The 25,582-nt window shown below is 55.0% G+C and carries 24 protein-coding genes, 5 tRNA genes and 1 pseudogene; 19 read left to right on the forward strand and 11 right to left on the reverse strand.

The features are described 5' to 3' along the window. Positions 1–54 precede the first annotated feature (54 nt). From gutM to srlA, 5 genes are all read right to left on the reverse strand, one after another. Positions 55–414 carry a transcriptional regulator GutM gene (gene gutM, locus AC0XWG_RS12190; protein ID WP_028016819.1) on the reverse strand — a complete coding sequence of 120 codons (360 nt, stop codon included), beginning with the start codon at positions 412–414 and terminating at the stop codon, positions 55–57. Positions 415–481: 67 nt separating this feature from the next. Continuing rightward, positions 482–1,261 carry a sorbitol-6-phosphate dehydrogenase gene (srlD, locus tag AC0XWG_RS12195; protein WP_023294411.1) on the reverse strand — a complete coding sequence of 260 codons (780 nt, stop codon included), beginning with the start codon at positions 1,259–1,261 and terminating at the stop codon, positions 482–484. Between the two features lie 14 nt (positions 1,262–1,275). Further along, positions 1,276–1,638, reverse strand: a complete 363-nt coding sequence (gene srlB / locus AC0XWG_RS12200) for a PTS glucitol/sorbitol transporter subunit IIA (protein WP_028016818.1) — start codon at positions 1,636–1,638, stop codon at positions 1,276–1,278. A 12-nt stretch (positions 1,639–1,650) separates the two neighbouring features. Continuing rightward, complete coding sequence (gene srlE / locus AC0XWG_RS12205; protein ID WP_028016817.1) at positions 1,651–2,610, reverse strand: PTS glucitol/sorbitol transporter subunit IIB; 960 nt, start codon at positions 2,608–2,610, stop codon at positions 1,651–1,653. Further along, positions 2,607–3,170, reverse strand: a complete 564-nt coding sequence (gene srlA / locus AC0XWG_RS12210; RefSeq protein WP_028016816.1) for a PTS glucitol/sorbitol transporter subunit IIC — start codon at positions 3,168–3,170, stop codon at positions 2,607–2,609. Before srlA ends, srlE begins: the two co-directional genes overlap by 4 nt. 252 nt (positions 3,171–3,422) lie before the next feature. Between srlA and mltB the strand changes: the two genes are divergently transcribed. The 19 genes and pseudogenes from mltB (at position 3,423) to AC0XWG_RS12305 (ending at position 17,812) form a co-directional block, all read left to right on the forward strand. Continuing rightward, positions 3,423–4,523, forward strand: a complete 1,101-nt coding sequence (mltB, locus tag AC0XWG_RS12215) for a lytic murein transglycosylase B (RefSeq protein ID WP_176691090.1) — start codon at positions 3,423–3,425, stop codon at positions 4,521–4,523. Positions 4,524–4,782: 259 nt separating this feature from the next. Then, the gene (locus AC0XWG_RS12220; RefSeq protein ID WP_028016814.1) at positions 4,783–5,436 is read left to right on the forward strand and encodes a metal ABC transporter ATP-binding protein; all 654 of its coding nucleotides are present in this window, start codon (positions 4,783–4,785) and stop codon (positions 5,434–5,436) included. Then, the gene (locus tag AC0XWG_RS12225; protein WP_028016813.1) at positions 5,433–6,293 is read left to right on the forward strand and encodes a metal ABC transporter permease; all 861 of its coding nucleotides are present in this window, start codon (positions 5,433–5,435) and stop codon (positions 6,291–6,293) included. The genes AC0XWG_RS12220 and AC0XWG_RS12225 overlap by 4 nt, the downstream gene beginning before the upstream one ends. Positions 6,294–6,307: 14 nt before the next feature. Beyond that, positions 6,308–7,186, forward strand: a pseudogene (locus tag AC0XWG_RS12230) (metal ABC transporter substrate-binding protein). Positions 7,187–7,317: 131 nt separating this feature from the next. Next, positions 7,318–7,815, forward strand: a complete 498-nt coding sequence (gene pncC, locus AC0XWG_RS12235; RefSeq protein ID WP_049006085.1) for a nicotinamide-nucleotide amidase — start codon at positions 7,318–7,320, stop codon at positions 7,813–7,815. Between the two features lie 89 nt (positions 7,816–7,904). Next, positions 7,905–8,963: a recombinase RecA gene (recA, locus tag AC0XWG_RS12240; RefSeq protein WP_028016810.1), complete on the forward strand. Its 1,059-nt coding sequence runs from the start codon at positions 7,905–7,907 to the stop codon at positions 8,961–8,963. A gap of 67 nt (positions 8,964–9,030) precedes the next feature. Further along, on the forward strand, positions 9,031–9,531 hold the full coding sequence (gene recX, locus AC0XWG_RS12245; protein ID WP_028016809.1) for a recombination regulator RecX: 501 nt from the start codon (positions 9,031–9,033) through the stop codon (positions 9,529–9,531). Between the two features lie 131 nt (positions 9,532–9,662). Further along, entirely contained in the window at positions 9,663–12,290 is a 2,628-nt protein-coding gene (gene alaS / locus AC0XWG_RS12250) for an alanine--tRNA ligase (protein ID WP_028016808.1), read from the forward strand. Between the two features lie 241 nt (positions 12,291–12,531). Further along, positions 12,532–12,717: a carbon storage regulator CsrA gene (gene csrA / locus AC0XWG_RS12255; protein WP_000906486.1), complete on the forward strand. Its 186-nt coding sequence runs from the start codon at positions 12,532–12,534 to the stop codon at positions 12,715–12,717. 342 nt (positions 12,718–13,059) lie between these two features. After that, positions 13,060–13,152, forward strand: a tRNA-Ser gene (locus AC0XWG_RS12260). A gap of 4 nt (positions 13,153–13,156) precedes the next feature. Further along, a tRNA-Arg gene (locus AC0XWG_RS12265) sits at positions 13,157–13,233 on the forward strand. A 64-nt stretch (positions 13,234–13,297) separates the two neighbouring features. After that, positions 13,298–13,374 (forward strand) — tRNA-Arg (locus AC0XWG_RS12270). A 29-nt stretch (positions 13,375–13,403) separates the two neighbouring features. Further along, positions 13,404–13,480 (forward strand) — tRNA-Arg (locus tag AC0XWG_RS12275). A 29-nt stretch (positions 13,481–13,509) separates the two neighbouring features. Further along, a tRNA-Arg gene (locus AC0XWG_RS12280) sits at positions 13,510–13,586 on the forward strand. A 117-nt stretch (positions 13,587–13,703) separates the two neighbouring features. After that, positions 13,704–14,270 (forward strand): fructose-1-phosphate/6-phosphogluconate phosphatase, encoded by a 567-nt coding sequence (gene yqaB / locus AC0XWG_RS12285; protein ID WP_128347348.1) that lies wholly within the window; start codon positions 13,704–13,706, stop codon positions 14,268–14,270. After that, positions 14,267–14,695: a YqaA family protein gene (locus AC0XWG_RS12290; RefSeq protein ID WP_008499541.1), complete on the forward strand. Its 429-nt coding sequence runs from the start codon at positions 14,267–14,269 to the stop codon at positions 14,693–14,695. The genes yqaB and AC0XWG_RS12290 overlap by 4 nt, the downstream gene beginning before the upstream one ends. Positions 14,696–14,778: 83 nt before the next feature. After that, a complete protein-coding gene (gshA, locus tag AC0XWG_RS12295) occupies positions 14,779–16,323 on the forward strand; it encodes a glutamate--cysteine ligase (RefSeq protein ID WP_475680617.1) in 1,545 nt (514 codons plus the stop codon). Positions 16,324–16,476: 153 nt separating this feature from the next. Next, positions 16,477–16,992, forward strand: a complete 516-nt coding sequence (gene luxS / locus AC0XWG_RS12300; protein WP_008499539.1) for an S-ribosylhomocysteine lyase — start codon at positions 16,477–16,479, stop codon at positions 16,990–16,992. A gap of 55 nt (positions 16,993–17,047) precedes the next feature. Next, entirely contained in the window at positions 17,048–17,812 is a 765-nt protein-coding gene (locus AC0XWG_RS12305; RefSeq protein WP_108091010.1) for an AraC family transcriptional regulator, read from the forward strand. Here the strand turns inward: AC0XWG_RS12305 and leuA are convergent. The 6 genes from leuA to proX form a co-directional block, all read right to left on the reverse strand. After that, a complete protein-coding gene (gene leuA / locus AC0XWG_RS12310) occupies positions 17,799–19,454 on the reverse strand; it encodes a 2-isopropylmalate synthase (RefSeq protein ID WP_257247484.1) in 1,656 nt (551 codons plus the stop codon). The genes AC0XWG_RS12305 and leuA overlap by 14 nt on opposite strands. A gap of 96 nt (positions 19,455–19,550) precedes the next feature. Then, entirely contained in the window at positions 19,551–21,098 is a 1,548-nt protein-coding gene (gene emrB / locus AC0XWG_RS12315; RefSeq protein WP_128347350.1) for a multidrug efflux MFS transporter permease subunit EmrB, read from the reverse strand. Positions 21,099–21,114: 16 nt separating this feature from the next. Further along, the gene (gene emrA / locus AC0XWG_RS12320; protein WP_028016802.1) at positions 21,115–22,287 is read right to left on the reverse strand and encodes a multidrug efflux MFS transporter periplasmic adaptor subunit EmrA; all 1,173 of its coding nucleotides are present in this window, start codon (positions 22,285–22,287) and stop codon (positions 21,115–21,117) included. A gap of 128 nt (positions 22,288–22,415) precedes the next feature. Continuing rightward, positions 22,416–22,946 carry a transcriptional repressor MprA gene (mprA, locus tag AC0XWG_RS12325; RefSeq protein WP_475680618.1) on the reverse strand — a complete coding sequence of 177 codons (531 nt, stop codon included), beginning with the start codon at positions 22,944–22,946 and terminating at the stop codon, positions 22,416–22,418. Between the two features lie 314 nt (positions 22,947–23,260). After that, positions 23,261–24,445: an MFS transporter gene (locus tag AC0XWG_RS12330; RefSeq protein ID WP_028016800.1), complete on the reverse strand. Its 1,185-nt coding sequence runs from the start codon at positions 24,443–24,445 to the stop codon at positions 23,261–23,263. A gap of 137 nt (positions 24,446–24,582) precedes the next feature. After that, the gene (gene proX, locus AC0XWG_RS12335) at positions 24,583–25,578 is read right to left on the reverse strand and encodes a glycine betaine/L-proline ABC transporter substrate-binding protein ProX (RefSeq protein WP_128347351.1); all 996 of its coding nucleotides are present in this window, start codon (positions 25,576–25,578) and stop codon (positions 24,583–24,585) included. Positions 25,579–25,582 lie beyond the last annotated feature (4 nt).

Below are 25,582 nucleotides of genomic sequence, written 5' to 3' on the forward strand. Positions count from 1 at the left end.
GTTCCTTAGGTTGCGAAATGATAATTTCGCAAGTCTATAGCTTTCACAACGAAATTATCCATGTTTCAGATTAAGCGCTAATGATAGTGCATTCTGACAGAGTGGATCATGGGGAAAGATCACATCAGGCTGCAATTCCTGCAACGACAGTCCGTTAATCGCCTGGATTTTCACCGGGCGGGCGAAAACGGTCATGCCGCGCATGATGAGGGAATCGCAGACCTTGTCATCCTCGTCCAGCGCAACGGCAACCACCACGCGTGGTTTGAAACGTCCACCAGAACGCCCGACGCCCACGCGGCCTTTCTGACACAGCGCATCAAAGGCGCGGTTAAACTGATGGATCTGCCAGCCGCCGAAAGCCATCTGGCAGAACCAGGCGAGGGCGGCGACGGTGATGAGTGCTGTGACCATATCGGCTCCTTGTTGTGTTCCCTCTCCCACAGGGAGAGGGTTAGGGTGAGGGCATCAGCCTGCCCGATCAGAACATCACCTGCCCACCGGTGACGTTAATTGACTGCCCGGTGCAGTACGAGGCTTTCGGGCTGGCGTAAAACAGCAGCATATTCAGCACGTCCTGATAGTCGCATCCGCGCTTGAGCGGCACTTTATCAATGTAATATTGTTCCACTTCTTCAGCTTTGATGCCGAGCTTGGTGGCATACTGCGGCAGCAGGGACTGGAACATCGGCGATTTCAGCAGGTTGCCCAGCATCAGCGAGTGAACGGTAATGCCATATTCAGCCAGATCCAGCGCCAGAGACTGCGTTAGCCCGACGCCTCCAAATTTCGCCGCGCTATAACCGGAGTTGTGCTTGCTGCCCACTTTGCCGGATTTCGAGTTAATCTGAATAATGCGCCCCTGAATGCCGTCGCGGATCATCAGGCGGGAAAACTCGCGGGCGCAGAGGAAATAACCCACCAGGTTCACCTGCAGCGAGCGGTCAAAATCCCCCAGTTCGAAATCGCTGATAAAGGCCGCTTTTGCAATCCCGGCGCTGTAAACCAGCAGGTCGGTACGGCCAAAAATCTCGTCCACACCGCGGGCAAGCGCCATTACGCTCTGCTCGCTGGTGGCATCGGCGCCAAACCCGTATGCCATTCCTTCGCCAAACTCGGTGTTGATGGTATCCGCCACGCGGGCGGCTTTTTCACTCTGAATATCCACTACCGCCACGCGGTAACCCTCTGCGGCAAGCCCACGGCAGAGGAACTCACCTAACGTTTGTCCCCCACCAATGACAACGGCAACCTGACTCATGTGATTCTCCTTAATTACGCAACAAATTTTAATGTACAGCCTGGGGTGACAGCCTGCGGAACCGGGCCATCGACGTGAACCGTGCCGGGGTATTCCGCCTGCGGCTGGCCGTCAAAACGCAGGGTGATATGGCCCAGCTCGCGCAGGTTTTGTTCGGCTACCTCACCGACGGCGGTCACGGCATAACGCGTTTCACCCAGCTCCAGCTGGCTGCCGGGCTTGAGTTCACCGCTCAGCACGCCATGGCAGTGGATAAAGCAAAACTCTTCGATATCCGCCGGGGCACCTTCGCGGAAGGTGATCAGCATCTGGTCGCTCAGTGCCTCCGCCGCGCTCTGGCCGATGCGGGTAATGGTGGTTTGGTAAATCACGGTCATAACAGGAACCTCTTATTGATAAATAAAGCCAGAGACAAACCAGGCAATCAGCACCGTCGGCGCGCCCGTCAGGAAGCGGCTTACCAGCACGGACGGCACGCCCACGCGCACGGTGTCCTGGCGCGCTTCGGCCAGTGACAAACCAACGGGAATGAAGTCGCACGCCGCCTGGGCGTTAATGGCAAACAGGGCGGGCAGAGCAAGGTGCGGGGGAATATTACCCAGGCCAATTTGCACACCAATCAGCACGCCGATGACCTGAGCAATCACCGCCCCAGGGCCGAGAAACGGCGACAGCAGCGGGAAGGAGCAGATCAGCGCCAGTGTGACCAGCCCAAGCGGATGGCTGGCGAGCGGGGCGAGACCGTGGGCAATCCAGTCACCCAGACCGGAGGCCATGATGATGCCGATCAGCGCCGAGACGAACGCCATAAACGGCAGGATGGTTTTCAGCACCGTGTCGATGGTGTCGCGCCCGGACTGGAACAGCACCGCCACGGCGGACCCCATGCCCATGCCGACTTTTGCCAACAGACCATCGCTCTGTTCGGTGATTTTTTTGCTGGTGTCGTAATCACGCGGTGTGGCTTTTTGTGGGGCAGGGGAGCCATTCACCAGAGTGATGTTGTCCTCTTTCACGCCCGACACATAAATGTCTTCCAGGATGTACTGCGCCAGCGGGCCTGACTTGCCGGTGGAGTGAATATTCACCGTCGGAATGCGACGCTTAGGATAGATGCCGCAGCGCAGCGTGCCGCCGCAGTCGATCACTGCCACGCCGATTTCCGCTTCCGGTGGCTCGCCCTCTTTAAAGCCGTCAACCGCTTCCCAGCCGGTCAGCTCGCGTAGTTTGTCAACGATCGCCGGGCGTGTGCCTGCGGTGATGTAGACAATCTTTTTGCCTTCTGTGGCGTCGAACTCCAGCGGGCCGCCCCAGCCGCCCGTGCCTTTCTCAATGCGGATCCGGTTCATGCTGTGGCTCCTGAAAGATGGACTTTCTGTTCAAGCTGGATGCCCATTTTTTTCTCGAAAATGGCGGTGGTGAGGTCCGTCACCCAGCCGCGGAAGAAGTTGGTGACGAGGCCAACCAGCAGATAGCTCACTGCCAGTGGTCCGAGTGGCAGACCAAGGGTGGTAAGGCCGCTGGCGATCCCGAGATAGACAAACAGCTCGCCGGGGTTGATGTGCGGGAACAGACCGTTCATCGAATGGCAGCTGTAGGAGGCCGCTGCGTAGTAACTTGGTTTGTACTTTTCTGGCATAAAACGCCCGAGGCTTAAGGTCATCGGGTTGCAGAAAACGAAGGTACCGATACAGGGTAATACCAGGTAGCGGGACAGTGGGTTACCCGCGCAACGCTGAGCGAAGCGTTCAATGCGCTGCTGGCCGATAAAGTTGATCAGCGCGTTCATGATCACCAGCAGGCTGATCAGCAGGGGCAGGATCCCGGTCACCATGCCGGTGAACACTTCTCCGCCTTTCTGAAACAGCCCGATGAACCACTCGGCGCCGTGGGTGATGGTTTCTATCATTCTTCTCTCCTGTGGGGCTTTTTTGTTTTTGTCTGACTGGGTTAATAATAATCACTTTGAAAGGTTTTAAAGTGTTAGTTAGATCTCACAATGAAAGAAAAATGGATTATTTTGAAAGTTTATTGATGAGGTCAATGATTTTCGGTGGAAAAAAGCGAGGATTTGCGTGGGGGAGGTGCGTACTGCTTCCTTGAGGTGTTGCGGATGCTTTACCATACTGAGCTCTTATCGAACCCGTTAAATGGATGTCTCATGTTCAAGCGTCGTTATGCAGCGTTGTTACCTGCGCTTATTCTGCTGTCTGCCTGTAGTAGCAAACCTAAGACCGAAACCGTTCAGCAAACGGCAGGCGCGCCTTCCGGAGGATTCCTGCTGGAGCCGCAGCACAATATGATGCAGATGGGCGGCGACTTCGCGAATAACCCGGCGGCCGAGCAGTTCATTGATAAAATGGTGAGCAAACACGGCTTTGACAGGCAACAACTGCACGAAATTTTATCTCAGGCGAAGCGTCTTGATTACGTGTTGCGCCTGATGGACAGACAGGCACCGACGGCCCAGGCGCCGAGCGGGCCAAATGGCGCATGGTTGCGCTATCGCAAACAGTTTATTACCCCGGACAACGTGCAGAATGGCGTCGTGTTCTGGAATCAGTATGAGGATGCGCTGAACCGTGCGTGGCAGGTCTACGGCGTGCCGCCGGAAATTATCGTCGGGATTATCGGCGTGGAAACCCGCTGGGGTCGCGTGATGGGCAAAACCCGCATCCTGGATGCGCTGGCGACACTGTCCTTTAACTACCCGCGCCGTGCCGAATATTTCTCTTCCGAGCTGGAAACCTTCCTGCTGATGGCGCGTAATGAGCAAGATGATCCGCTCGATCTGAAAGGTTCGTTTGCCGGTGCGATGGGTTATGGCCAGTTTATGCCGTCCTCCTATAAACAATACGCCGTCGACTTTAACGGCGATGGTCACATCAACCTGTGGGATCCGGTGGATGCCATTGGCAGCGTGGCAAATTACTTCAAAGCGCACGGCTGGGTGCCGGGCGGCCAGGTGGCGGTGCAGGCTAACGGCCAGGCGCCGGGGCTGGAAAACGGCTTCAAAACCAACTACAGCATTTCGCAGCTGGCAGCCGCTGGCCTGACGCCAACGCAACCGCTGGGCAATGCGCAGCAGGCAAGCCTGCTGCGTCTGGATATCGGTACCGGTTATCAGTACTGGTACGGTCTGCCAAATTTCTACACCATCACCCGCTATAACCACAGCACCCACTATGCGATGGCCGTGTGGCAGCTGGGGCTGGCGGTATCGCAGGCGCGTGTGCCTGCAGCGTCGCCGTTTAGTCAGTAACTCGTCTTATTCAGCCCTCTCCCTGGTGGAGAGGGCTGAAGATGGTCCCCTATTTTTCGCTGAAACATTTCGCCACACTCCCTTTTCAAACACACCATTTACAACGTCAATACCTTTCATTATTGTTATGTTATAACATTATTTCGGGTGTCGAGATGTCAATTTCCCTTTTTTCGCTCTCTGCGCCAGTTCGCCTTCTGCTGGCGCTGGCCATTATTGTGTTTCTCAGCCTGGCGGTGAGCTGGGCGGTAGCGCTGCCATGATCGTAATGAATGAACTGACCGCAGGTTATGAACGTCAGCCCGTCACGCGGCCGTTATCCGGCGTCATTGAACGCGGGAGTATGACCGCAATCGTGGGCGCTAACGGCTGCGGGAAATCGACGCTCCTGAAAACGCTCGCAGGGTTTATCGCTCCCGTGGGCGGGAGTATGCGCTGGCAGGAAAAGCGCCCGGTGATTGGCTGGCTGGCACAACGCCACGCGCTGGAGGCGCAATTTCCGTTGACCGTGCAGGACGTCGTCAGTATGGGGTGCTGGCCGGGCATTTCGCTTTTATCCGGCTTTCGTCGTGAAACACGCTTGCGGATTGCCGGTGCGATTGAGCGTGTAGGGCTGGAATCCATGGCGCTATCCACCATCGATGAGCTCTCCGGCGGCCAGTTTCAGCGCATGCTTTTTGCCCGTGTCCTGGTGCAGCAGGCGCCGCTGGTGATGCTTGACGAGCCCTTTACCGGCGTCGATGAAGCCACCTGCAACGTGCTGATGGATTTGATGCTGGAGATGTATATGCAGGGACAAACCTTGTTAGCGGTACTCCACGACAGTGAACGCGTCTCGCGCCATTTCCCGCAGACATTACGGCTGGATGCTGACGTTCCCCAATGGAAAACCGAGCGGGTGAGGGTGGCATGATTTGGCAGCTCTTTTTCCAGCCGTTTATCGAGTACGGCTTTATGCGGCGTGCACTGGTGGTTTGCCTGGCGCTGTCGGTCAGCACCACGGCGCTCGGGGTTTTTCTTCAGCTACGCAGGATGAGCCTGATGGGGGATGCCCTTTCTCATGCCATTTTGCCGGGTGTCGCAGTGGGATATTTGCTCAGCGGCATGTCATTGCTGGCGATGAGTATCGGCGGTTTTATCGCCGGGATTGCCGTTGCGCTGGTGGCCGGGTTGGTTAGCCGACGCACGCCGCTAAAAGAAGATGCCAGCTTTGCCGGGTTCTATTTGGGATCGCTGGCATTAGGCGTCACGCTGGTGTCGCTGCGTGGGTCGAATGTCGATCTGCTGCATTTGCTGTTTGGTTCTATTCTCGCCGTGGACAACGATGCCGCACTGTTTGTGGCTGGGGTTTGTATCTTCACGTTAATCGTACTGGCTGTTTTTTATCGCGGGCTGGTGACAGAGGCGTTTGATACGGCGTGGCTGCAGGTGAATGCCCGTTGGTTACCCGGTCTGTTGCATGGCCTGTTTCTGGCGCTGCTGGTGCTTAACCTGGTGGCGGGCTTTCAGGTGCTTGGCACGCTGATGGCCGTCGGGTTGATGATGTTACCCGCCGTGGCCGCGCGATGCTGGGTACGCACCCTACCTGGATTACTTCTGATGGCAGGGATGAGCGGTATTTTCTGTGCATGGTTCGGGTTAAGCCTTTCCTGGGCTGTGAGCCTGCCTGCGGGGCCGTCTATTGTGCTCACCGCCAGCGCACTTTTCTTTATTTCTATTTTATTTGGCACGCGAAGCCAGCTCGCTGGCAGCCTGCGTGCGTTTTTTTAACGCAAGGGGAAACGATGAAACGTACAGGATTAGCAGTGGCGCTCGCGCTGGGGATGATGTCGCACGGCGTGATGGCAAAAACGCTGAATGTGGTCACCAGCTTTTCGATACTGGGGGACATTACCTAGGAGGTGGGCGGTGACCATGTGAAGGTGACGACGCTGGTGGGGCCGGACGGCGATCCGCATACCTTCGAGCCGTCGCCGAAAGACAGCGCGGCGCTGAGCAAGGCCGATGTGGTGGTGGTGAACGGCCTGGGGCTGGAGGGCTGGCTTGATCGTCTGGTGAAAGCCTCCGGATTTAAAGGCCAACTGGTCGTCGCTTCAACCGGGGTGAAAACCCACACGCTTGAGGAAGATGGAAAGACCGTGACCGATCCTCACGCGTGGAACAGTGCGGCGAACGGGGCGCTGTATGCGCAAAATATTTTGAACGGGCTGGTAAAAGCCGATCCAGAAGACAAAGCAGCACTGGAGGCCTCAGGGAAGCCGTATATCGCGCAACTGACTCAACTGGATAGCTGGGCCAAAACCCGCTTTAGTCAGATCCCACAGGCGAAGCGTAACGTACTGACCAGTCATGACGCTTTCTGTTATTTCAGCCGGGCCTATGGCGTCACGTTTATGGCGCCACAGGGGCTGTCGTCAGAGAGCGAAGCCAGTGCGGCGCAGGTTGCTGAGATTATTAATCAGATTAAAGCGGACGGCGTGAAAACCTGGTTTATGGAAAACCAGCTCGACCCGCGTCTGGTTAAACAGATTGCGTCAGCCACGGGCGCTCAGCCGGGTGGTGAACTTTATCCGGAAGCCCTGTCGGCAAAAGGCGGAGTGGCAGACACCTACGTGAAGGCGTTTCGTCACAATGTGAATACCCTCGCCGACAGCATGAAATAACATTCTCTAATGGCCGGTGCGCCCGCATCGGCTTTTTTCTGAAGCCCCCTCGTAAAACCTGAAGCGCATCCCCATATCTGACGAGAAAGTGCTATCTTGTGCTGCACGTTTTTCTGATGCCTGGAGCGAGAATGACTGACCATGAATTGATGCAGCTTAGTGAGATAGTCGGGCTGGCGCTTAAGCAACGTGGTGCGACAATCACCACTGCAGAGTCCTGTACTGGCGGCTGGGTGGCGAAAGTGATTACTGATATCGCCGGCAGTTCCGCCTGGTTTGAACGTGGCTTTGTGACCTACAGTAACGAGGCTAAAGCGCAAATGATTGGCGTGCGTGAATCTACGCTGGAACAGCATGGCGCGGTCAGCGAACCGGTGGTGATTGAGATGGCAATTGGTGCGCTCAAAGAGGCGCGTGCGGATTACGCCATTTCAATCAGCGGCATTGCAGGCCCGGATGGCGGCAGCGACGTGAAGCCTGTTGGCACAGTCTGGTTTGGTTTTGCCACGTCCAAAGGTGAAGGGATCACCCGCCGGGAGTGTTTTAGCGGCGATCGCGAAAGCGTGCGCCGTCAGGCAACGGAATATGCGTTAAAAACGCTCTGGCAACAATTTCTACAAAATACTTGATACTGTATGACTATACAGTATAATTGCACCAACAGAACAGAAATCCACGGTGAAGCACAGTCGCTTCTCCCGGCATGACAGGAGTAATAATGGCTATCGACGAAAACAAACAGAAAGCGTTGGCGGCAGCACTGGGCCAGATCGAAAAGCAATTCGGTAAAGGCTCCATCATGCGCCTGGGTGAAGACCGTTCCATGGACGTGGAAACCATCTCCACCGGTTCGCTTTCTCTGGATATCGCACTGGGCGCTGGCGGTCTGCCGATGGGCCGTATCGTAGAAATCTACGGACCAGAGTCCTCAGGTAAAACGACGCTGACGCTGCAGGTTATCGCTGCGGCACAGCGTGAAGGTAAAACCTGTGCATTTATCGATGCCGAGCACGCGCTGGACCCTGTTTATGCTCGCAAACTGGGCGTTGATATCGACAACCTGCTCTGTTCTCAGCCGGACACCGGTGAACAGGCGCTGGAAATTTGTGACGCGCTGGCGCGTTCTGGTGCTGTTGACGTTATCGTGGTCGACTCCGTTGCCGCACTGACGCCAAAAGCCGAAATCGAAGGCGAAATCGGTGACTCTCACATGGGCCTCGCGGCACGTATGATGAGCCAGGCAATGCGTAAGCTGGCCGGTAACCTGAAACAGTCCAATACGCTGCTGATCTTCATTAACCAGATCCGTATGAAAATTGGTGTAATGTTCGGTAACCCGGAAACCACCACCGGTGGTAACGCGCTGAAATTCTACGCGTCTGTCCGTCTTGATATCCGCCGTATCGGTGCGGTAAAAGAGGGTGAGAACGTCGTCGGAAGCGAAACCCGCGTGAAGGTTGTGAAGAACAAAATTGCCGCGCCGTTTAAACAGGCTGAATTCCAGATTCTCTACGGCGAAGGGATTAACTTCTTCGGTGAGCTGGTTGACCTGGGCGTGAAAGAGAAGCTGATTGAAAAAGCGGGCGCCTGGTATAGCTATAACGGTGACAAAATTGGTCAGGGCAAAGCAAATGCGATCTCCTGGCTGAAAGAGAACCCGGCTGCGGCGAAAGAAATTGAGAAGAAAGTGCGTGAGCTTCTGCTGAACAATCAGGACTCCACACCCGACTTCGCAGTTGATAGCGTGGATGCTGAAGAAACCAACGAAGATTTTTAATGCTTCGTATAAAGACGAAGGGCTGCTGATGCGGCCCTTTTTGCATTTCTGAACCAGCAGGTTTTTTATGAGTGAACCTACCCCACGTCGACCCGCGTACGCGCGCTTACTGGACCGGGCAGTACGTATCCTTGCTGTTCGTGATCACAGTGAGCAAGAGTTGCGGCGAAAACTGTCGGCTCCCGTAATGAGCAAAAATGGCCCGGAAGAGATTGATGCCACGGCGGAAGATTACGAACGCGTGATTGCCTGGTGCTACGAGCATCACTATCTGGATGATGAGCGCTTCGCTTCCCGGTTTCTCGCCAGCCGTGGTCGGAAAGGATACGGCCCCGCGCGCATACGTCAGGAGCTGAACCAGAAAGGAGTAGCCCGCGAGTCCATTGAAAAAGCCATGCGAGAATGCGATACCGACTGGTGCGAGCTGGCAAAAGAACAGGCGATTCGGAAATACGGTGAACCCCTGCCGCGTGATTTTTCAGAAAAAGTGAAAATCCAACGCTTTTTGCTCTACCGTGGCTTCCTGATGGAAGATATTCAGGATATCTGGCGTAATTTTGCCGATTGAACGCATGCGGGATTTTACTTCCCACTAAAGAAAACTTATCTTATTCCCACTTTTTCCAGTAGCTGGTCTGTCCAACTGTTTACAGATACAGGCTTGCTACGACATTTCGTTAGCTTGATTTCAGGATAATTATGAGCAAGAGCACCGCTGAGATCCGTCAGGCGTTTCTCGATTTTTTCCATAGTAAGGGACACCAGGTTGTTGCCAGCAGCTCCCTGGTACCAAATAACGACCCGACTTTACTGTTTACCAACGCCGGGATGAACCAGTTCAAGGATGTGTTCCTTGGTCTCGACAAGCGTAATTATTCCCGTGCTACAACGTCACAGCGTTGCGTACGTGCGGGCGGTAAACACAACGACCTGGAAAACGTCGGTTACACCGCGCGTCACCACACCTTCTTCGAAATGCTGGGCAACTTCAGCTTCGGCGACTATTTCAAACACGATGCCATTCAATATGCGTGGGAACTGCTGACCGGTGAAAACTGGTTCAACCTGCCGAAAGAGCGTCTGTGGGTTACCGTCTATGAAACCGATGACGAAGCCTACGAAATCTGGGAAAAAGAAGTCGGTATCCCGCGCGAACGTATTATTCGCATCGGTGATAACAAAGGCGCACCTTACGCGTCTGACAACTTCTGGCAGATGGGTGACACCGGTCCTTGCGGTCCGTGCACCGAGATCTTCTACGATCATGGCGACCACATCTGGGGTGGCCCTCCAGGCAGTCCGGAAGAAGATGGCGATCGCTACATTGAGATCTGGAACATCGTCTTTATGCAGTTCAACCGTCAGGCTGACGGTACAATGGAGCCGCTGCCGAAGCCTTCCGTTGATACCGGTATGGGTCTGGAGCGTATTGCTGCGGTTCTGCAGCACGTTAACTCCAACTACGAGATTGACCTGTTCAGCACCCTGATCAAAGCCGTTGCGGAAGTGACCGGCGCGACCGACCTGAACAACAAATCCCTGCGCGTTATCGCGGACCATATTCGTTCCTGTGCGTTCCTGATTGCCGACGGCGTTATCCCGTCGAATGAAAACCGTGGCTACGTGCTGCGTCGTATCATTCGTCGTGCTATCCGTCACGGCAACATGCTGGGCGCGAAGGACACCTTCTTCTATAAGCTCGTTGGGCCACTGATTGGCGTGATGGGTGCTGCCGGTGATGAGCTGAAACGCCAGCAGGCGCAGGTAGAGCAGGTTCTGAAAACCGAAGAAGAGCAGTTTGCCCGTACGCTGGAGCGCGGTCTGGCGCTGCTGGACGAAGAACTGGCAAACCTTAAGGGTGACACGCTGGACGGCGAAACCGCTTTCCGCCTGTACGACACCTACGGTTTCCCGGTTGACCTGACGGCGGACGTTTGTCGCGAGCGCAACATCAAAGTTGACGAAGCGGGCTTCGAAGCCGCGATGGAAGAGCAGCGTCGTCGTGCGCGTGAGTCCAGCGGTTTCGGTGCAGACTACAACGCGATGATCCGCGTTGACAGCGCGTCTGAATTCAAAGGTTATGAAGCGCTGGAACTGACCGGCAAAGTGACCGCCCTGTTTGTTGACGGTAAAGCCGTAGACAGCATCAGCGCAGGTCAGGATGCGGTTGTCATTCTGGACAAAACACCGTTCTATGCGGAATCTGGTGGTCAGGTTGGCGATAAAGGCGAACTGAAAGGCAATGGTTTCAGCTTCAGCGTAAGCGACACCCAGAAATACGGCCAGGCGATTGGTCATCAGGGCAAACTGGTTTCCGGTTCTCTGAAAGTGGGTGAGGGCGTACAGGCTAATGTGGATGAAGCTCGCCGCGCGCGCATTCGTCTGAACCACTCTGCAACTCACCTGATGCATGCTGCCCTGCGCGACGTACTCGGTACCCACGTTGCACAGAAAGGTTCTCTGGTTAACGACAAAGTGCTGCGTTTCGACTTCTCGCATTTTGAAGCGATGAAACCGTCTGAAATCCGCGCGGTGGAAGATCTGGTGAACGCGCAGATCCGTCGTAACCTGCCAATCGAGACCCACATCATGGATCTCGAGGACGCGAAGAAAAAAGGTGCGATGGCGCTGTTTGGTGAGAAATATGACGAGCGTGTTCGCGTGCTGAGCATGGGCGACTTCTCGACTGAACTGTGCGGTGGTACTCACGCATCGCGCACTGGTGACATCGGCCTGTTCCGCATTGTTTCCGAGTCGGGTACGGCGGCAGGCGTGCGTCGTATCGAAGCGGTGACAGGTGAAGGTGCTATTGCCAGCCTGCATGCGCAGAGCGATCAGCTGCACGACATCGCACAGCTGCTGAAAGGCGATAGCCAGAACCTGGGCGAGAAAGTGCGCGTTGCGCTGGATCGCACGCGTCAGCTGGAAAAAGAGCTGCAGCAGCTAAAAGAGCAGGCTGCGGCGCAGGAGAGTGCAAACCTCTCCAGCAAAGCTGTAGACATTAAGGGCGTCAAACTGCTGGTCAGCGATCTGGCGGGCGTTGAGCCTAAGATGCTGCGTACTATGGTCGACGATCTCAAGAACCAGCTTGGTTCTACCGTTATCGTGCTGGCGACAGTGGCAGAAGGTAAGGTTTCTCTGATTGCGGGGGTCTCTAAGGATGTGACTGACCGCGTAAAAGCAGGGGAACTGATTGGTATGGTTGCCCAGCAGGTGGGCGGCAAGGGTGGTGGTCGTCCAGACATGGCGCAAGCCGGTGGTACGGATGCGGCGGCACTTCCTCAAGCTTTGGCCAGCGTTGAAAGCTGGGTAAGCGCGAAACTGTAATAATTACAAAGCACAAGCAGACGCCATAGCGGTAACGTTATGGCGTCTTGTTCACTGTGCTATCGATAACGATAAAGTCAGGTTGAGTTTGTGTATATCGGCTAAACTTACGTTTAACAGAATGTGATGCCGTGACTGCTTACACTTTACGTGTTTGTCATCGCTTACTTTTTGGCGTTATATGATGGATAATGCCGGGATACAAGAGACCCGACTCTTTTAATCTTTCAAGGAGCAAAGAATGCTGATTCTGACTCGTCGAGTTGGTGAGACCCTCATGATTGGGGATGAGGTCACCGTGACAGTTTTAGGGGTAAAGGGTAACCAGGTACGTATTGGTGTTAACGCTCCTAAAGAAGTATCTGTCCACCGTGAAGAGATCTACCAGCGTATCCAGGCTGAAAAATCCCAGCAGTCCAGTTACTGATATTGTCGCGTCTCGCTGTCGGGCGAGACGCAACCCTCCTGTCATTTTTCCTGCCCAAAGTTACCGTTTAATTTCAGTTGCTCTCTTTTTAACCACTCAGTTACTCTTAACTCGTCCTGACGCCACCATTTCTGCATAGGTTTTCTGTGAAGATGCCTGCAAAATCCGCTTATAAAACACCCTCTTTGCGGCTTTTACATGCGAATTGCGTGTGATTTGTGCAAACGATAAAAGCTTTTGGAAAATTGTTTGACTTATAAATCCCAGAAAGTAATATATGCGCCACGCAGCGACGAGAAGCTCTTAACGAGTTACTCGAAGCACTCGAAAGAGGCGTTGTGTGGTGAGGTGGCCGAGAGGCTGAAGGCGCTCCCCTGCTAAGGGAGTATGCGGTCAAAAGCTGCATCCGGGGTTCGAATCCCCGCCTCACCGCCATTTTGCATCCGTAGCTCAGCTGGATAGAGTACTCGGCTACGAACCGAGCGGTCGGAGGTTCGAATCCTCCCGGATGCACCATCTATTACTTCATATTGCTTTCGAAGTGATATGAATATCGAGTAGTACAATAGTAAATCCCGATGCATCCGTAGCTCAGCTGGATAGAGTACTCGGCTACGAACCGAGCGGTCGGAGGTTCGAATCCTCCCGGATGCACCATTTACTATTTCTGAAAGCAGTACCCTGATGCATCCGTAGCTCAGCTGGATAGAGTACTCGGCTACGAACCGAGCGGTCGGAGGTTCGAATCCTCCCGGATGCACCATTTTACTGTTTCTGAAAGCATTTCCCGATGCATCCGTAGCTCAGCTGGATAGAGTACTCGGCTACGAACCGAGCGGTCGGAGGTTCGAATCCTCCCGGATGCACCATATTCTCCTTCTTTGTTTATTCCTTCGACGTTCCGTCAGCAATCACACTCTCAGTCAGCGACAAAAATCACCTTTTACGATAAAGTAATGCTTTGTTAATCGTTTAGCGAGAGCACGATGTACGCACAGTATGACGGTCTGATCTTCGATATGGATGGCACCCTCCTTGATACCGAGCCTACGCATCGTCAAGCGTGGACTGACGTCCTGGGCCGCTACGGTATGCGTTTCGACCTTCAGGCGATGATTGCCCTTAACGGATCCCCAACCTGGCGTATTGCACAGGCCGTGATTGAAATGAATCAGGCCGATCTCGACCCGCACGTGCTCGCCCGTGAAAAAACCGATGCAGTAAAAGCCATGCTTTTAGATACCGTACGCCCGCTGCCGCTGATTGATGTCGTGAAAGCGTGGCACGGACGTCGCCCGATGTCGGTGGGGACGGGCAGCGAAAGCGCTATTGCAGAGGCTTTGCTCAATCATCTTGGCCTGCGCCACTATTTTTCTGCCGTGGTTGCCGCCGATCATGTTAAAAATCACAAGCCCGCACCAGATACCTTCCTGCTCTGCGCAGAATTAATGGGTGTACCGGCGGCAAAATGCGTCGTGTTTGAAGATGCTGATTTCGGTATTCAGGCCGCACGTGATGCTGGCATGGCCGCGGTGGATGTGCGCTTACTGTGAGTGACGCGCTGTCGCTTGCTTCATTATTCGCCAGCAGTTTTTTAAGCGCCACGCTCTTACCGGGCAATTCGGAAGTGGTGCTGGTGGCGATGCTGTTGTCCGGCGTGAGTCAGCCCTGGTTGCTTGTGTTAATAGCAACAATGGGTAATAGCCTTGGAGGGCTGACTAACGTTATTCTTGGGCGTTTCTTTCCGCTGCGCGAAAAATCGCGCTGGCAGGAAAAGGCAGTCGGCTGGCTAAAACGCTATGGCGCTGCCACGCTGTTATTAAGCTGGATGCCTGTAATAGGTGATTTACTGTGTCTGCTGGCGGGATGGATGCGCATCTCCTGGGGACCGGTGCTCTTTTTTTTGTGCCTTGGCAAGGCGTTGCGATATGTTCTCGTGGCATGGGCAACTCTGCAGGGTATGACGTGGTGGCACTAATTGGTGGAATGAATACGCGACCTTCAATCGTCAACCATTACAATTATGCTGAGTAACATTACTTTGACAGGCGGGAGGTCAATTTGATCCCGGACGTATCTCAGGCGCTGGCCTGGCTGGAAAACCACCCTCAGGCATTGAAGGGTATTCAGCGTGGTCTTGAGCGTGAAACGCTACGCGTAAACGCGGACGGCAGTTTAGCGACGACGGGTCACCCGAAGGCGTTAGGCTCGGCGCTGACACATAAATGGATCACAACCGATTTCGCTGAAGCGCTGCTGGAGTTCATCACTCCGGTAGAGGGTGATATTGATCATATGCTGACGATCTTGCGCGACATTCATCGCTATACCGCGCGCAATCTGGGCGATGAGCGTATGTGGCCCCTCAGCATGCCGTGTTATATCGAGCAAGGTCAGGAGATCGAGCTGGCTCAATATGGCACATCAAATATTGGCCGGCTCAAAACGCTCTATCGTGAGGGACTGAAAAACCGCTATGGCGCGTTAATGCAGACCATCTCTGGTGTGCATTACAACTTCTCTTTGCCCATGGCGTTCTGGCAGGCGAAATGTGATGAAACGGTTAAGGACGCGATCTCTGCGGGCTACTTCCGCCTGATCCGCAACTATTATCGTTTCGGCTGGGTGATTCCGTACCTGTTTGGTGCGTCGCCTGCCATTTGCTCATCGTTCCTGCAGGGGAAACCGACTACGCTGCCGTTCGAGAAAACCGAGTGCGGGATGTACTATCTGCCGTACGCGACTTCCTTGCGCCTGAGCGATCTTGGTTATACCAATAAATCGCAAAGCAATCTCGGTATTACGTTTAACGAATTGCACGAATATGTGGCAGGATTGAAGCGGGCGATCAAAACCCCGTCGGAAGAGTACGAGAAAATCGGCCTTGAGAAAGACGGCAAGCGTCTGCAAATCAACAGCAATGTGCTGCAGATTGAGAATGAACTGTACGCGCCAATTCGTCCTAAGCGCGTGACGCGCAGCGGTGAAACACCGTCGGACGCGCTGCAGCGCGGCGGGATCGAATACATTGAAGTGCGCTCGCTGGATATCAACCCGTTCTCACCGATTGGTGTTGATGAGCAGCAGATTCGCTTCCTGGATCTGTTTATGGTCTGGTGCGTTCTGGCGGATGCGCCTGAAATGAGTTCAGACGAGCTGCTTTGTACCCGTACAAACTGGAACCGCGTAATTCTGGAAGGCCGTAAACCGGGTCTGACGCTGGGCATTGGCTGCGAAACAGCACAGTTCCCGCTGACGAAAGTCGGTAAAGATCTGTTCCGTGATCTTAAACGTGTTGCCCGGACAATGGACAGCATCGACGGTGGCGACGCATATCAACATATCTGCGACCAGCTGGTGGAATGTTTTGATAATCCGGAACTGACGTTCTCAGCACGCATTCTGCGTTCAATGATTGATCAAGGTATTGGTGGCACGGGGCGTTCACTCGGAGCAGAATACCGTGAGATGCTGATGCAGGAGCCGTTAGAAGTGCTGAGCGAAGCGGATTTTGTAGCAGAACGCGATGCATCTATTGTGCGTCAGAAAGAGGTTGAAGCGGCGGATACCGAGTCGTTTGAGGCGTTTCTGGCGAAGCAGGCTTAAGCAGAAAAGAAAAAGGCCACATCGCTGTGGCCAAAATATACATCTCTGAATTCAGGGATGATGATAACAAATGCGCGTCTTTCATATACTCAGACGCGCATTCTGTAGAAGAGTTCAGTTTATTTTAAAAAAAATCACTATCGGAGGTGACGTATGCCGTTATTAGATAGCTTTACTGTCGACCATACCCGTATGGAAGCACCTGCAGTTCGCGTGGCGAAGACCATGCACACCCCGCACGGCGACACGATCACCGTCTTCGATCTGCGTTTCTGCGTGCCAAATAAAGAAGTGATGCCAGAGAAAGGTATTCACACTCTGGAGCATCTGTTCGCTGGTTTTATGCGTGACCACCTGAACGGCAACGGCGTTGAGATCATTGATATCTCTCCGATGGGCTGCCGTACTGGTTTTTACATGAGCCTGATTGGTCAGCCGGAAGAGAAACGCGTCGCAGATGCCTGGAAAGCAGCCATGGAAGACGTGCTGAAGGTGAAAGAGCAGAACCAAATCCCTGAGCTGAACGTTTACCAGTGTGGTACTTACCAGATGCACTCCCTGGAAGAAGCACAGGAAATTGCGCGTCACATCATTGAGCGTGATGTTCGCGTGAACAGCAATGAAGAGCTGGCTCTGCCGAAAGAAAAACTGCAGGAACTGCACATCTAGTGCACCTTTTCCCTCTCCCATACGGGAGAGGGGAGAGCGAGGGTTGTTTAACCCCATGACCACAACCTCAACGTTCACCTTTACCCATCGTCCACTCGTTCCTTTTGCCCATGATTATGTTCATGGCGACAGCGAACCCTGGCATGAGCATGACTGCGCGCAACTGCTGCATACTTTGAGCGGGGTGGTGCGGGTTGATACCGCATCCGGCTGTTGGGTGGTTCCTCCTGGCCGCGGCGTCTGGCTGCCAGCGGGGACGCGTCATTCGCTTCGTATCACCGGGAACGTTGCGGCGCGCACGCTGTTTATCGATCCGCTGGCGCGTGCCGATCTCCCCGCAGCGTGCCAGATCGTGCAGATCTCCCCACTGTTGCGCGAACTGATCCTCGCTTCTCTCTCACTGCCTGAATCTTACTCGCCGGGGAGTCGAGATGAGCGCGTGTATGAACTCATTCTGGATGAAATTCGCATCATGCCTGTGCTGCCATTTCATCTGCCTGAGCCGGAGAGCGCCCCGTTACGCCACCTGTGCCAGCAGATCCGTCAGTCACCAGGAGATCGCTGGAACAGCCTTCAGGCCGCGAGTTCGCTTGGAATGAGCGAGCGCACGATGAACCGGCATTTTCAGCAGCAGACAGGATTACGTTACGTTGAGTGGCTGAGAAGGGCTCGCTTGCTGGAGGCGTTAGTGCGGCTGGCACAGGGCCAGCCGGTGCTACGCGTGGCACTGGAACTGGGTTACGGCAGTCACAGTGCCTTTACGGCGATGTTTCGTCGGGTGATGGGTGTCTCTCCCAGCGATTACTTTAAAAACGACTGACGGCGTTAAAGAGCGCCTGAAGAGAGGCGCGCGCGACGTCACTGTCGATACCCACGCCCCAGCGGCTGCAACCGTCCTGGAACAAACAGCGAATATAGGCCACTGAGCGGCTGTCACTGCGTTCACCCAGGGTATGTTCGTGGTAATCCTTAATCACAAACGGCGTGTTGACCCAGCGACTCAGGCCGCTGGCAGCGGCGGACAGCAAACCAATACCCTGACCTTCCAGCTGGCGTGTTCCCCCCTGCGTGGCGATGCTTGCCGTTAAGCGCAACTGCCCGTCCTGCTGGCTGTCGCTGCGGTACGATTGCAGGGCAAATTGTGGCGTTGCCACCAGGCCGTAACGGGTACGGAACAGTAGCCACAGTGCATTTTGCGTCATCTCTTTTCCGTGGCGATCCGTTTCCTGCTGTACGTGCTGGCTGAAATCCTGCTGCAGCGCGCGGGGTAATTTCAGGCCGTGGTTCTGTTCAATAAGCCACGCGCTGCCGCTTTTCCCGGACTGGCTGTTCACGCGGATCACCGCTTCGTAGGTGCAGCCGATATCCTGCGGGTCCACTGGCAGGTAAGGCATCTCCCAGCGTTCGCCAGGCTTGCGGGCATCAAAGCCTTTTTTGATCGCGTCCTGATGCGAGCCGGAGAAGGCGGTATAGGCCAGCCGTCCTGCCCATGGATGGCGCGGATGCACCGGAATCTGGTTGCAGGTTTCGACCACTTCCACCACCCGATTCATCTCGCTAAAGTCGAGATTCGGGCTAACGCCCTGACTGTAGAGATTCATCGCCAGCGTCACCAGACAGACGTTCCCCGTACGTTCCCCGTTGCCAAACAGACACCCTTCTACCCGGTCGGCGCCGGCCATCACGGCCAGCTCGGCGCTGGCGACGCCCGTACCGCGGTCGTTATGCGGATGGACGCTGATGCAGACATCGTTACGGCGGCTGAAGTGGCGACAGAAATACTCAATCTGATCGGCATAGACGTTCGGCGTGCTGACTTCGACAGTCGCGGGTAAGTTGATCACCATTGGTCGCTCATTGCAGGGCTGCCAGATCTCTGCCACGGCTTCACAAATCTCCAGCGCAAACTCCGGCTCGGTAAAGCAGAAGGTTTCCGGGGAGTATTCGTACTGCCAGCGGGTTTCCGGGTTCTCTTCGCAGAGCTTGCGGATAAGCCGCGTGGAGCGTGTTGCCAGCTCAACGATTTGCGCTTTCTCCATGCCAAACACCAGGCGGCGGAACAGCGGGGCGGTGGCGTTATACAGATGGACGGTGGCCCGTTTCGCGCCGCGTAACGATTCAAAGGTGCGGATGATCAGGTCTTCCCGCGCCTGGGTTAACACCTGAATGGTGACGTCATCCGGGATGCGGTTCTCTTCAATTAACTGGCGAACAAAGTTGAAATCCGTCTGTGAGGCGGAAGGAAAGGCGACTTCAATCTCTTTAAATCCGCAGTTCAGCAGCAATTCCCAGAACTGCAGCTTGCGCGTGCTGTCCATGGGCTCGGCCAGGGCCTGGTTGCCGTCACGTAAATCGGTGGAGAGCCAGCGCGGCGCGCGGGTGATGCGTTGCTCCGGCCAGCGGCGGTCGGGCAGTGAAAGGGGGGGGTAAGGCTGGTATTTGTCGGCGGGTGTGTTCAGCATGATGCGCTCCTGTTGTCTTTTCACTATCGTGAATGGATTTCAGGAGCGCTGCTTTATCGAAACTGACAATAACTGTCGCGTTTTGGACAACGCGCTTTAGTGCGCGCCACCGCCTCCACCACCGGCACCAAACGGTGGACGGGCAAACCACACCAGACCCAGCAGAACGAGGAAGATCCCAGCCGACACCCAGAAAATCTCGTTTGCGGAGATAATCAGCCCCTGGTTGGTGATCTGCTGGGCGATCCAGCCGGAAGCCTGCTGTTCCGTCATTCCCATTCCCTGAAGCTGGGCATACATCTGCTGAGAATTAGGGTTGAACGGATTTACCGCTTCAGTGAGCTGAGCGTGGTGCATCGACTCACGGTTGGTCCACAGCGTCGTGGTGATCGACGTCCCGATGGAGCCTGCCAGCGTACGCGTAAAGTTCGACAGGCTCGATGCCGCCGCCATGCGCTCAGGCGGTAAGCCAGAAAGCGTGATGGTGGTCAGTGGCATAAAGAAGCACGCCACCGCAAAGCCCTGAATAAACTGCGGCCACGCAGAGGCGCCAAAGTCCATTCCCGGTTCGAACGTATACGCGCGCCAGTAGAAGCACACGGCGTACATGATAAAGCTGAATGTCACCAGCCTGCGCATGTCGAGCTTGTGGGCGAAACGGCCGATGATCGGCGACAACAGGACCGGAATCAATCCCACTGGCGCAGAGGCAAGACCCGCCCAGGTTGCGGTATAGCCATATACCTCCTGCAATAATTGCGGCAGCAGAACAATAGCGCCGAAGTAGAGCATGTAGGCGAGGCTAATACACAGGCAGCCTATGGTGAAGTTTCGCGACTTAAACAGCGACAAGTCGACTATCGGGTTATCGTCGGTTAACTCCCAGACAATCAGGAAGCTCAGCGACACCACCGCGACAATCGTCAGGATGATGATCTCCCGGGAGTTGAACCAGTCCAGCTCTTTGCCCTGGTCGAGCATGACCTGCAGGCTACCGATGCCGACAACCAGCAATGCCAGACCAATGGCGTCGATACGGCGCTGTTCCGTCCGGGTTTCTCTGCCGCGTAGCGACTGCAACGTCATCATGACCACCACGGCGCCAATCGGTACGTTGATAAAGAAGATCCAGCCCCAGTGATAGTTATCGCTGATATAGCCGCCTAAGATAGGCCCACAAATCGGCGCGACGATCACCGTCATCGACCACAGCGCCAGCGCGATAGAGCGTTTGGCGGGTGGGTAGTTGTTCAGCAGTAAACTCTGTGACAGGGGAATCAACGGCCCGGCCACAATCCCCTGAATGACGCGGAAGAAAATCAGCATCGTCAGGCTGGTGGACATGCCGCACGCCCAGGAGGCGAGAACAAAGGCGATTGTCGACCACAGGAACAGCTTCACTTCACCGACGCGCTTCGCCAGCCAGCCGGTAATAGGGATTGAGATGGCGTTTGCCACCCCAAACGAGGTAATTACCCAGGTCCCCTGGCTCAGTGACGAGCCAAGGTTACCGGCGATGGTCGGGATCGCCACGTTTGCGATGGTGGAGTCCAGCACCTGCATGAATGTCGCCAGCGACAGCGCGATGGTCATAATGACCAGGTGCGCGCCTTCCAACGGTTTTTGCGGCTTTTGCTGTTGCATAACGCTCACCTTCGGATTAACCAGCGTTTGCCTTCACGATGTCATCGATCAGCTTGTTGACCGGATCGAGGCTAATTTCACGGGCGTTACTTTCATAAGCCGGGCTGCTACGCACCTGGCTTGCCAGGATTTGACCTTCGCGGTTGGCGGTATCCACAGTAACCAGCGTTGAGAGGCCGATACGCAGCGGGTGATCTGCGAGCTGTTTTGGATCCAGCTCAATACGTACAGGCAAGCGCTGAACCACTTTGATCCAGTTACCGGTGGCATTCTGTGCTGGCAGCAGGGAGAAGGCACTGCCGGTCCCCATATCCAGACCCACCACTTTCCCGGTGTACTTGACGTCATCGCCGTAAATGTCGCTGATAACCGTCGCCGCCTGGCCGATACGCATATGGGCAAGCTGCGTCTCTTTAAAGTTAGCATCGACCCACAGATTGTCTGCCGGAACAACGGCCATCAGCGGTGTGGTCGGGCTAATCTGCGCTCCAGGCTGTACGGAACGGCGGGAGACATAGCCGGTCATCGGGCTGACGATTTTAGTACGCTGCAGGGCAAGCCATGCGTTACGGACTTCTGTCGCCGCCTGTTGCACGGCAGGCTGGTTTTCCAGGCTGGTACCCAGCACCATCGCCTGGTTGGCGTTGTACTGTTGAATAGCCACATCCAGCTGGGCCTGAGCACTGGCAACGGCATCGCGCGCATGTTGCAGCTCTTCACGGCCAATCAAGTTGGCGGTACCGAGCGGAACACGGCGGTTCAGGTCGCTCTGCGCCTGGGCGAGTGCGGTTTTCTGCACGTCAATGTTGGCCTGCAGCTGTTTGCTGTTGATCATCAGCTGGCGAGTCTGACGGACGCTGGAGGCCAGCGCGGTCTGTGCTTTCTCAAAGGCCTGCTGGGCATCGGTCGGATCGAGGGTCACCAACACATCGCCTTTTTGCACAAAGTCGGTGTTATCAGCCCAGACTTTCGTCACGCTGCCCGACACCTGCGCCATAATCTGTACCTGGTTCCCTGCCACGTAGGCGTCGTCTGTCTCTTCAGCATGACGCAATACTAAAAACCAATAGATCCCATATGCCACGGCAATAATGATAAAGAGCAAGGTCAACAGAAGAAGGGCACTCTTACGTTTGCCTTTCTTGTTGGCCGGTTGCTGCGGGGTAGTGCTCTCCGCATTTGCGCTCATTGTTGTTCTCCACGATCTTCTTATTTTCACATCGGCTGAGCCGACCTGTTGTCAGAAAGGCCAGCAGTGTGACGTGCTGGCCTGTCAGTTTTCTTTTTTAAATCTGGATGTTCGAGCGTGTCGTCGCGTTAGCGCAGCGCCTCAAGAATAGCGCCGTCTTCATCCATCTGGTCCAGACGGGTAAGCAGCTTGCGAGTGATGTGCTCAAGCTGGTCACGCTCGGTGGTGCTGAGGGCAGACCAGAGTTTATGCAGGCAATTGTGCTGAGGTGGCAGCACCTCTTGCAGGAACTGGTGACCTTTATCGGTCAGTTGCAGATGCAGGCAGCGGCGATCGTTGTCGCTTTCACGGCGCTCAATCCAGCCGCGTTTTTCCAGCTCATCAGCAATACGGGTCGCATTGGTACGGGAGGAGCCCAGTGCGCAGCTCAGTTCGGAAGGCTGAATACTGTGGTTTTCCTGAGACTCCAGCGTAATCAACGCCATAAACAACGTCTCGTTAATCCCTTGAGCTTTCAGCATTTTATTACGGTTTTCCAGTAGCTTACCCTGCATGTGCATGCACAGGCGAGTCAGCAGGATTTCCTGATACGGGAAGTCCTCATGGCTACTGGCGCGGAATTTAAGCATTTGTTCAATGGGCGTAAACGAACTATCCATTTGGGCATAACCTCATTAATTACAGCCGATATAGTAACGATAGTGACAAATAATGTAAATGAATTATTTGTGCGGTTATATCCGCCAAACTTATGTCACCATCAGAAAGCGCCGGGTAAGTCCGTGACCCGGTGAGCACAGAAAGCGTAGGGTGTGAACCCGCTGAAGAGAGGATGTGAGGACGGGGGTCTGAACTATTCATGCCGATTGTAAATATGTCACCCACATTAAAATTTCTGGGATAAATGATTACGTTTACATTAACAGACTGAAGGGCCTCTTTATACCCTAAGAGGCCCAACGCAATGTAAAACTTAGTTAATCGCATCCTGACGATGGTAACCGCGCCACCATACAAGCAGGTTCAGTGCGGCGACGATAGCCCCAATTCCACATACGCCTGACCAACCCGCATGCTGCCACGCAGAGGCGGAAATTAATGAACCCGCTGCGCCGCCAATAAAGTAGCTGGTCATGTATCCGGCCGTCAGGCGGTTACGTGCCTCTGGCTTCACGCGATAGATCACGGTCTGATTGGTGATGTGAACGCCCTGCACGGTGAGGTCGAGCACCAGAATACCGACGATCAGCGCCAGTACCGAGACGTGCCCATACCAAATCGCCGCCCAGGAGAGCAGAAGTAAAATCAGCCCTGCGGAGGTGGTCAGATGGGATTTGCCCTTATCGGCAAGCCCGCCAGCGGGACGCGCACCCAGAGCACCAGCGGCACCAGCCAGACCGAACAGACCAATCGTCGCTTCAGAATAGTTAAACGGTGGCGCGGCCAGCAGAAAAGCCATCGACGTCCACAAAATACTGAAATTGGCGAAGGTGAAACACCCCAGCAGGGCACGAGTGCGCAGGAGTTTATCCTGCGTAAACAGACTGAAAACGGAGGCCAGAAGCTGCGGATAGTTCAGGTGATTCTCCTGCTTCACCTTCGGCAGGCCACGCCACAGGGCCAGCGCCATCACGACCATCAATACGCTCGCCACCCAGTAAACGGTGCGCCAGCCACCGAGGCTTGCCAGCAACCCTGCAACGGTACGAGCCAGTAAAATCCCCAGCAGCAAGCCACTCATGATGGTGCCCACCACTTTACCGCGCTTTTCGGGGGAGGCGAGAGTGGCGGCGAGCGGGACCAGAATTTGCGCCACAACAGAGAACAGCCCTGTGAGCGCGGTGCCGATAATCATCATTGTTAATGACTGGCTGCTGGCAGTGATCAGCATCCCGCCGGCGGCCAGCAGGGTCATGGAGACAATTAACATTCGGCGCTCAAACATATCCCCCAGCGGCACCAGGAACAGCAGCCCGGCGGCATAGCCGAGCTGTGCAGCGGTGACGATAAAGCCTGCGGAACTGGCGGAGAGATTGAACGCGCGGGCGATGGTATCAAGCAGAGGTTGTGCGTAATAGTTGCTGGCGACAGCCAGACCCGTTGCCACGGACATTAAAAGGATGAGTGCGGGGCTAAGCCCTTGCGTTGTTTTGGTCATTGGTTTCAGGAATCATTAGTTGAGTGATTATTTTTCCGGAAACCATCATACCCAATGATTGTGAAAGTTGGGGGAGTGTTGGGTGTTGTATTGTGCGGTTTAGGTTCCCTCTCCGGGTGGAGAGGGAATTCGGAGTATTACTTCTGCGCCTCAAGCGCCTCTTTCACCCAGCCGTCGAACTGCTGCTGGTGGGCTTTTATCCAGCCATCCACATGACCTTTGATATCAGCCTCGGACGATTTGCCTGCATGCATCATGGCATTCTGGGCGTTGATGTCGGCCAGCGGCAGTTTCATCACTGAGAACAGCTTCGCTGCCGCCGGATTTTTCTCCGTCCAGGCTTTGTTGGCGACGATATGCATGGTGTTTACCGGGAAGCCGTAGTTCATACCGTTCGGCAGTTTAGTGTCGATATCTTTCTGCTCACCCGGCAGGGAGGAGAACGGTACCTGCAGCCACACCACGTCTCTACCCGGTTTCAGCACGTCACTGACCCAGTACGGGGTCCAGGTGTAGTAGATAACCGGTTTGCCCTCTTTGAAACGGGCAATGGTGTCGGCCATCATCGCCGAGTAGTTACCGTGGCTCACATCGACCGTTTTTGCCAGATCATAGGCTTTGTTCTGGTGGTTAATGACCGCTTCACAACCCCAGCCCGGTGAGCAGCCCATCATGTCGGCTTTGCCGTCACCGTTGGTGTCGAACAGTTTGGCGATCTTCGGATCTTTCAGCTGTTCAATATTGGTGATGTGGTACTGATCGGCGGTTTTCTTGTCGATCAGATAACCCTGTGCCGCACCGGTCACGAAGGTGCCCTCGCGGTAAAATTTCTTGTCCCCCCCGGCGGCGGCATACATATCGTCATGCAGTGGCTGCCAGTTGACGGCGGTAAAGGTGGCATCGCCGGATGCAATCGAGGTGTAGCCAACGTTGTAATCCACTTCGCTGGCGGTATTCACCGTATAGCCCAGTTTCTCCAGCGCACGGCTGACTATCTGGGTCTGGAAGGACTCTTCCGAAATGGTGCTCTGAACCGGTTGCACGGTAATGCCTTTGCCCGGCAGGTCGGCCGCATAGGTGCCGGTGGAGACAAGGGTGGCAAACGCTGTGGCAAAAAGTACGCTATGTCGCATCGTT

This window comes from Enterobacter sp. DVT3837 (assembly GCF_056238685.1).

Coding starts and splice junctions, on each gene's coding strand:
- gutM (WP_028016819.1), bottom strand. CDS start 414: ATGGTCACAGCACTCATCACCGTCGCCGCCCTCGCCTGGTTCTGCCAG.
- srlD (WP_023294411.1), bottom strand. CDS start 1,261: ATGAGTCAGGTTGCCGTTGTCATTGGTGGGGGACAAACGTTAGGTGAG.
- srlB (WP_028016818.1), bottom strand. CDS start 1,638: ATGACCGTGATTTACCAAACCACCATTACCCGCATCGGCCAGAGCGCG.
- srlE (WP_028016817.1), bottom strand. CDS start 2,610: ATGAACCGGATCCGCATTGAGAAAGGCACGGGCGGCTGGGGCGGCCCG.
- srlA (WP_028016816.1), bottom strand. CDS start 3,170: ATGATAGAAACCATCACCCACGGCGCCGAGTGGTTCATCGGGCTGTTT.
- mltB (WP_176691090.1), top strand. CDS start 3,423: ATGTTCAAGCGTCGTTATGCAGCGTTGTTACCTGCGCTTATTCTGCTG.
- AC0XWG_RS12220 (WP_028016814.1), top strand. CDS start 4,783: ATGATCGTAATGAATGAACTGACCGCAGGTTATGAACGTCAGCCCGTC.
- AC0XWG_RS12225 (WP_028016813.1), top strand. CDS start 5,433: ATGATTTGGCAGCTCTTTTTCCAGCCGTTTATCGAGTACGGCTTTATG.
- pncC (WP_049006085.1), top strand. CDS start 7,318: ATGACTGACCATGAATTGATGCAGCTTAGTGAGATAGTCGGGCTGGCG.
- recA (WP_028016810.1), top strand. CDS start 7,905: ATGGCTATCGACGAAAACAAACAGAAAGCGTTGGCGGCAGCACTGGGC.
- recX (WP_028016809.1), top strand. CDS start 9,031: ATGAGTGAACCTACCCCACGTCGACCCGCGTACGCGCGCTTACTGGAC.
- alaS (WP_028016808.1), top strand. CDS start 9,663: ATGAGCAAGAGCACCGCTGAGATCCGTCAGGCGTTTCTCGATTTTTTC.
- csrA (WP_000906486.1), top strand. CDS start 12,532: ATGCTGATTCTGACTCGTCGAGTTGGTGAGACCCTCATGATTGGGGAT.
- yqaB (WP_128347348.1), top strand. CDS start 13,704: ATGTACGCACAGTATGACGGTCTGATCTTCGATATGGATGGCACCCTC.
- luxS (WP_008499539.1), top strand. CDS start 16,477: ATGCCGTTATTAGATAGCTTTACTGTCGACCATACCCGTATGGAAGCA.
- AC0XWG_RS12305 (WP_108091010.1), top strand. CDS start 17,048: ATGACCACAACCTCAACGTTCACCTTTACCCATCGTCCACTCGTTCCT.
- leuA (WP_257247484.1), bottom strand. CDS start 19,454: ATGCTGAACACACCCGCCGACAAATACCAGCCTTACCCCCCCCTTTCA.
- emrB (WP_128347350.1), bottom strand. CDS start 21,098: ATGCAACAGCAAAAGCCGCAAAAACCGTTGGAAGGCGCGCACCTGGTC.
- emrA (WP_028016802.1), bottom strand. CDS start 22,287: ATGAGCGCAAATGCGGAGAGCACTACCCCGCAGCAACCGGCCAACAAG.
- mprA (WP_475680618.1), bottom strand. CDS start 22,946: ATGGATAGTTCGTTTACGCCCATTGAACAAATGCTTAAATTCCGCGCC.
- AC0XWG_RS12330 (WP_028016800.1), bottom strand. CDS start 24,445: ATGACCAAAACAACGCAAGGGCTTAGCCCCGCACTCATCCTTTTAATG.
- proX (WP_128347351.1), bottom strand. CDS start 25,578: ATGCGACATAGCGTACTTTTTGCCACAGCGTTTGCCACCCTTGTCTCC.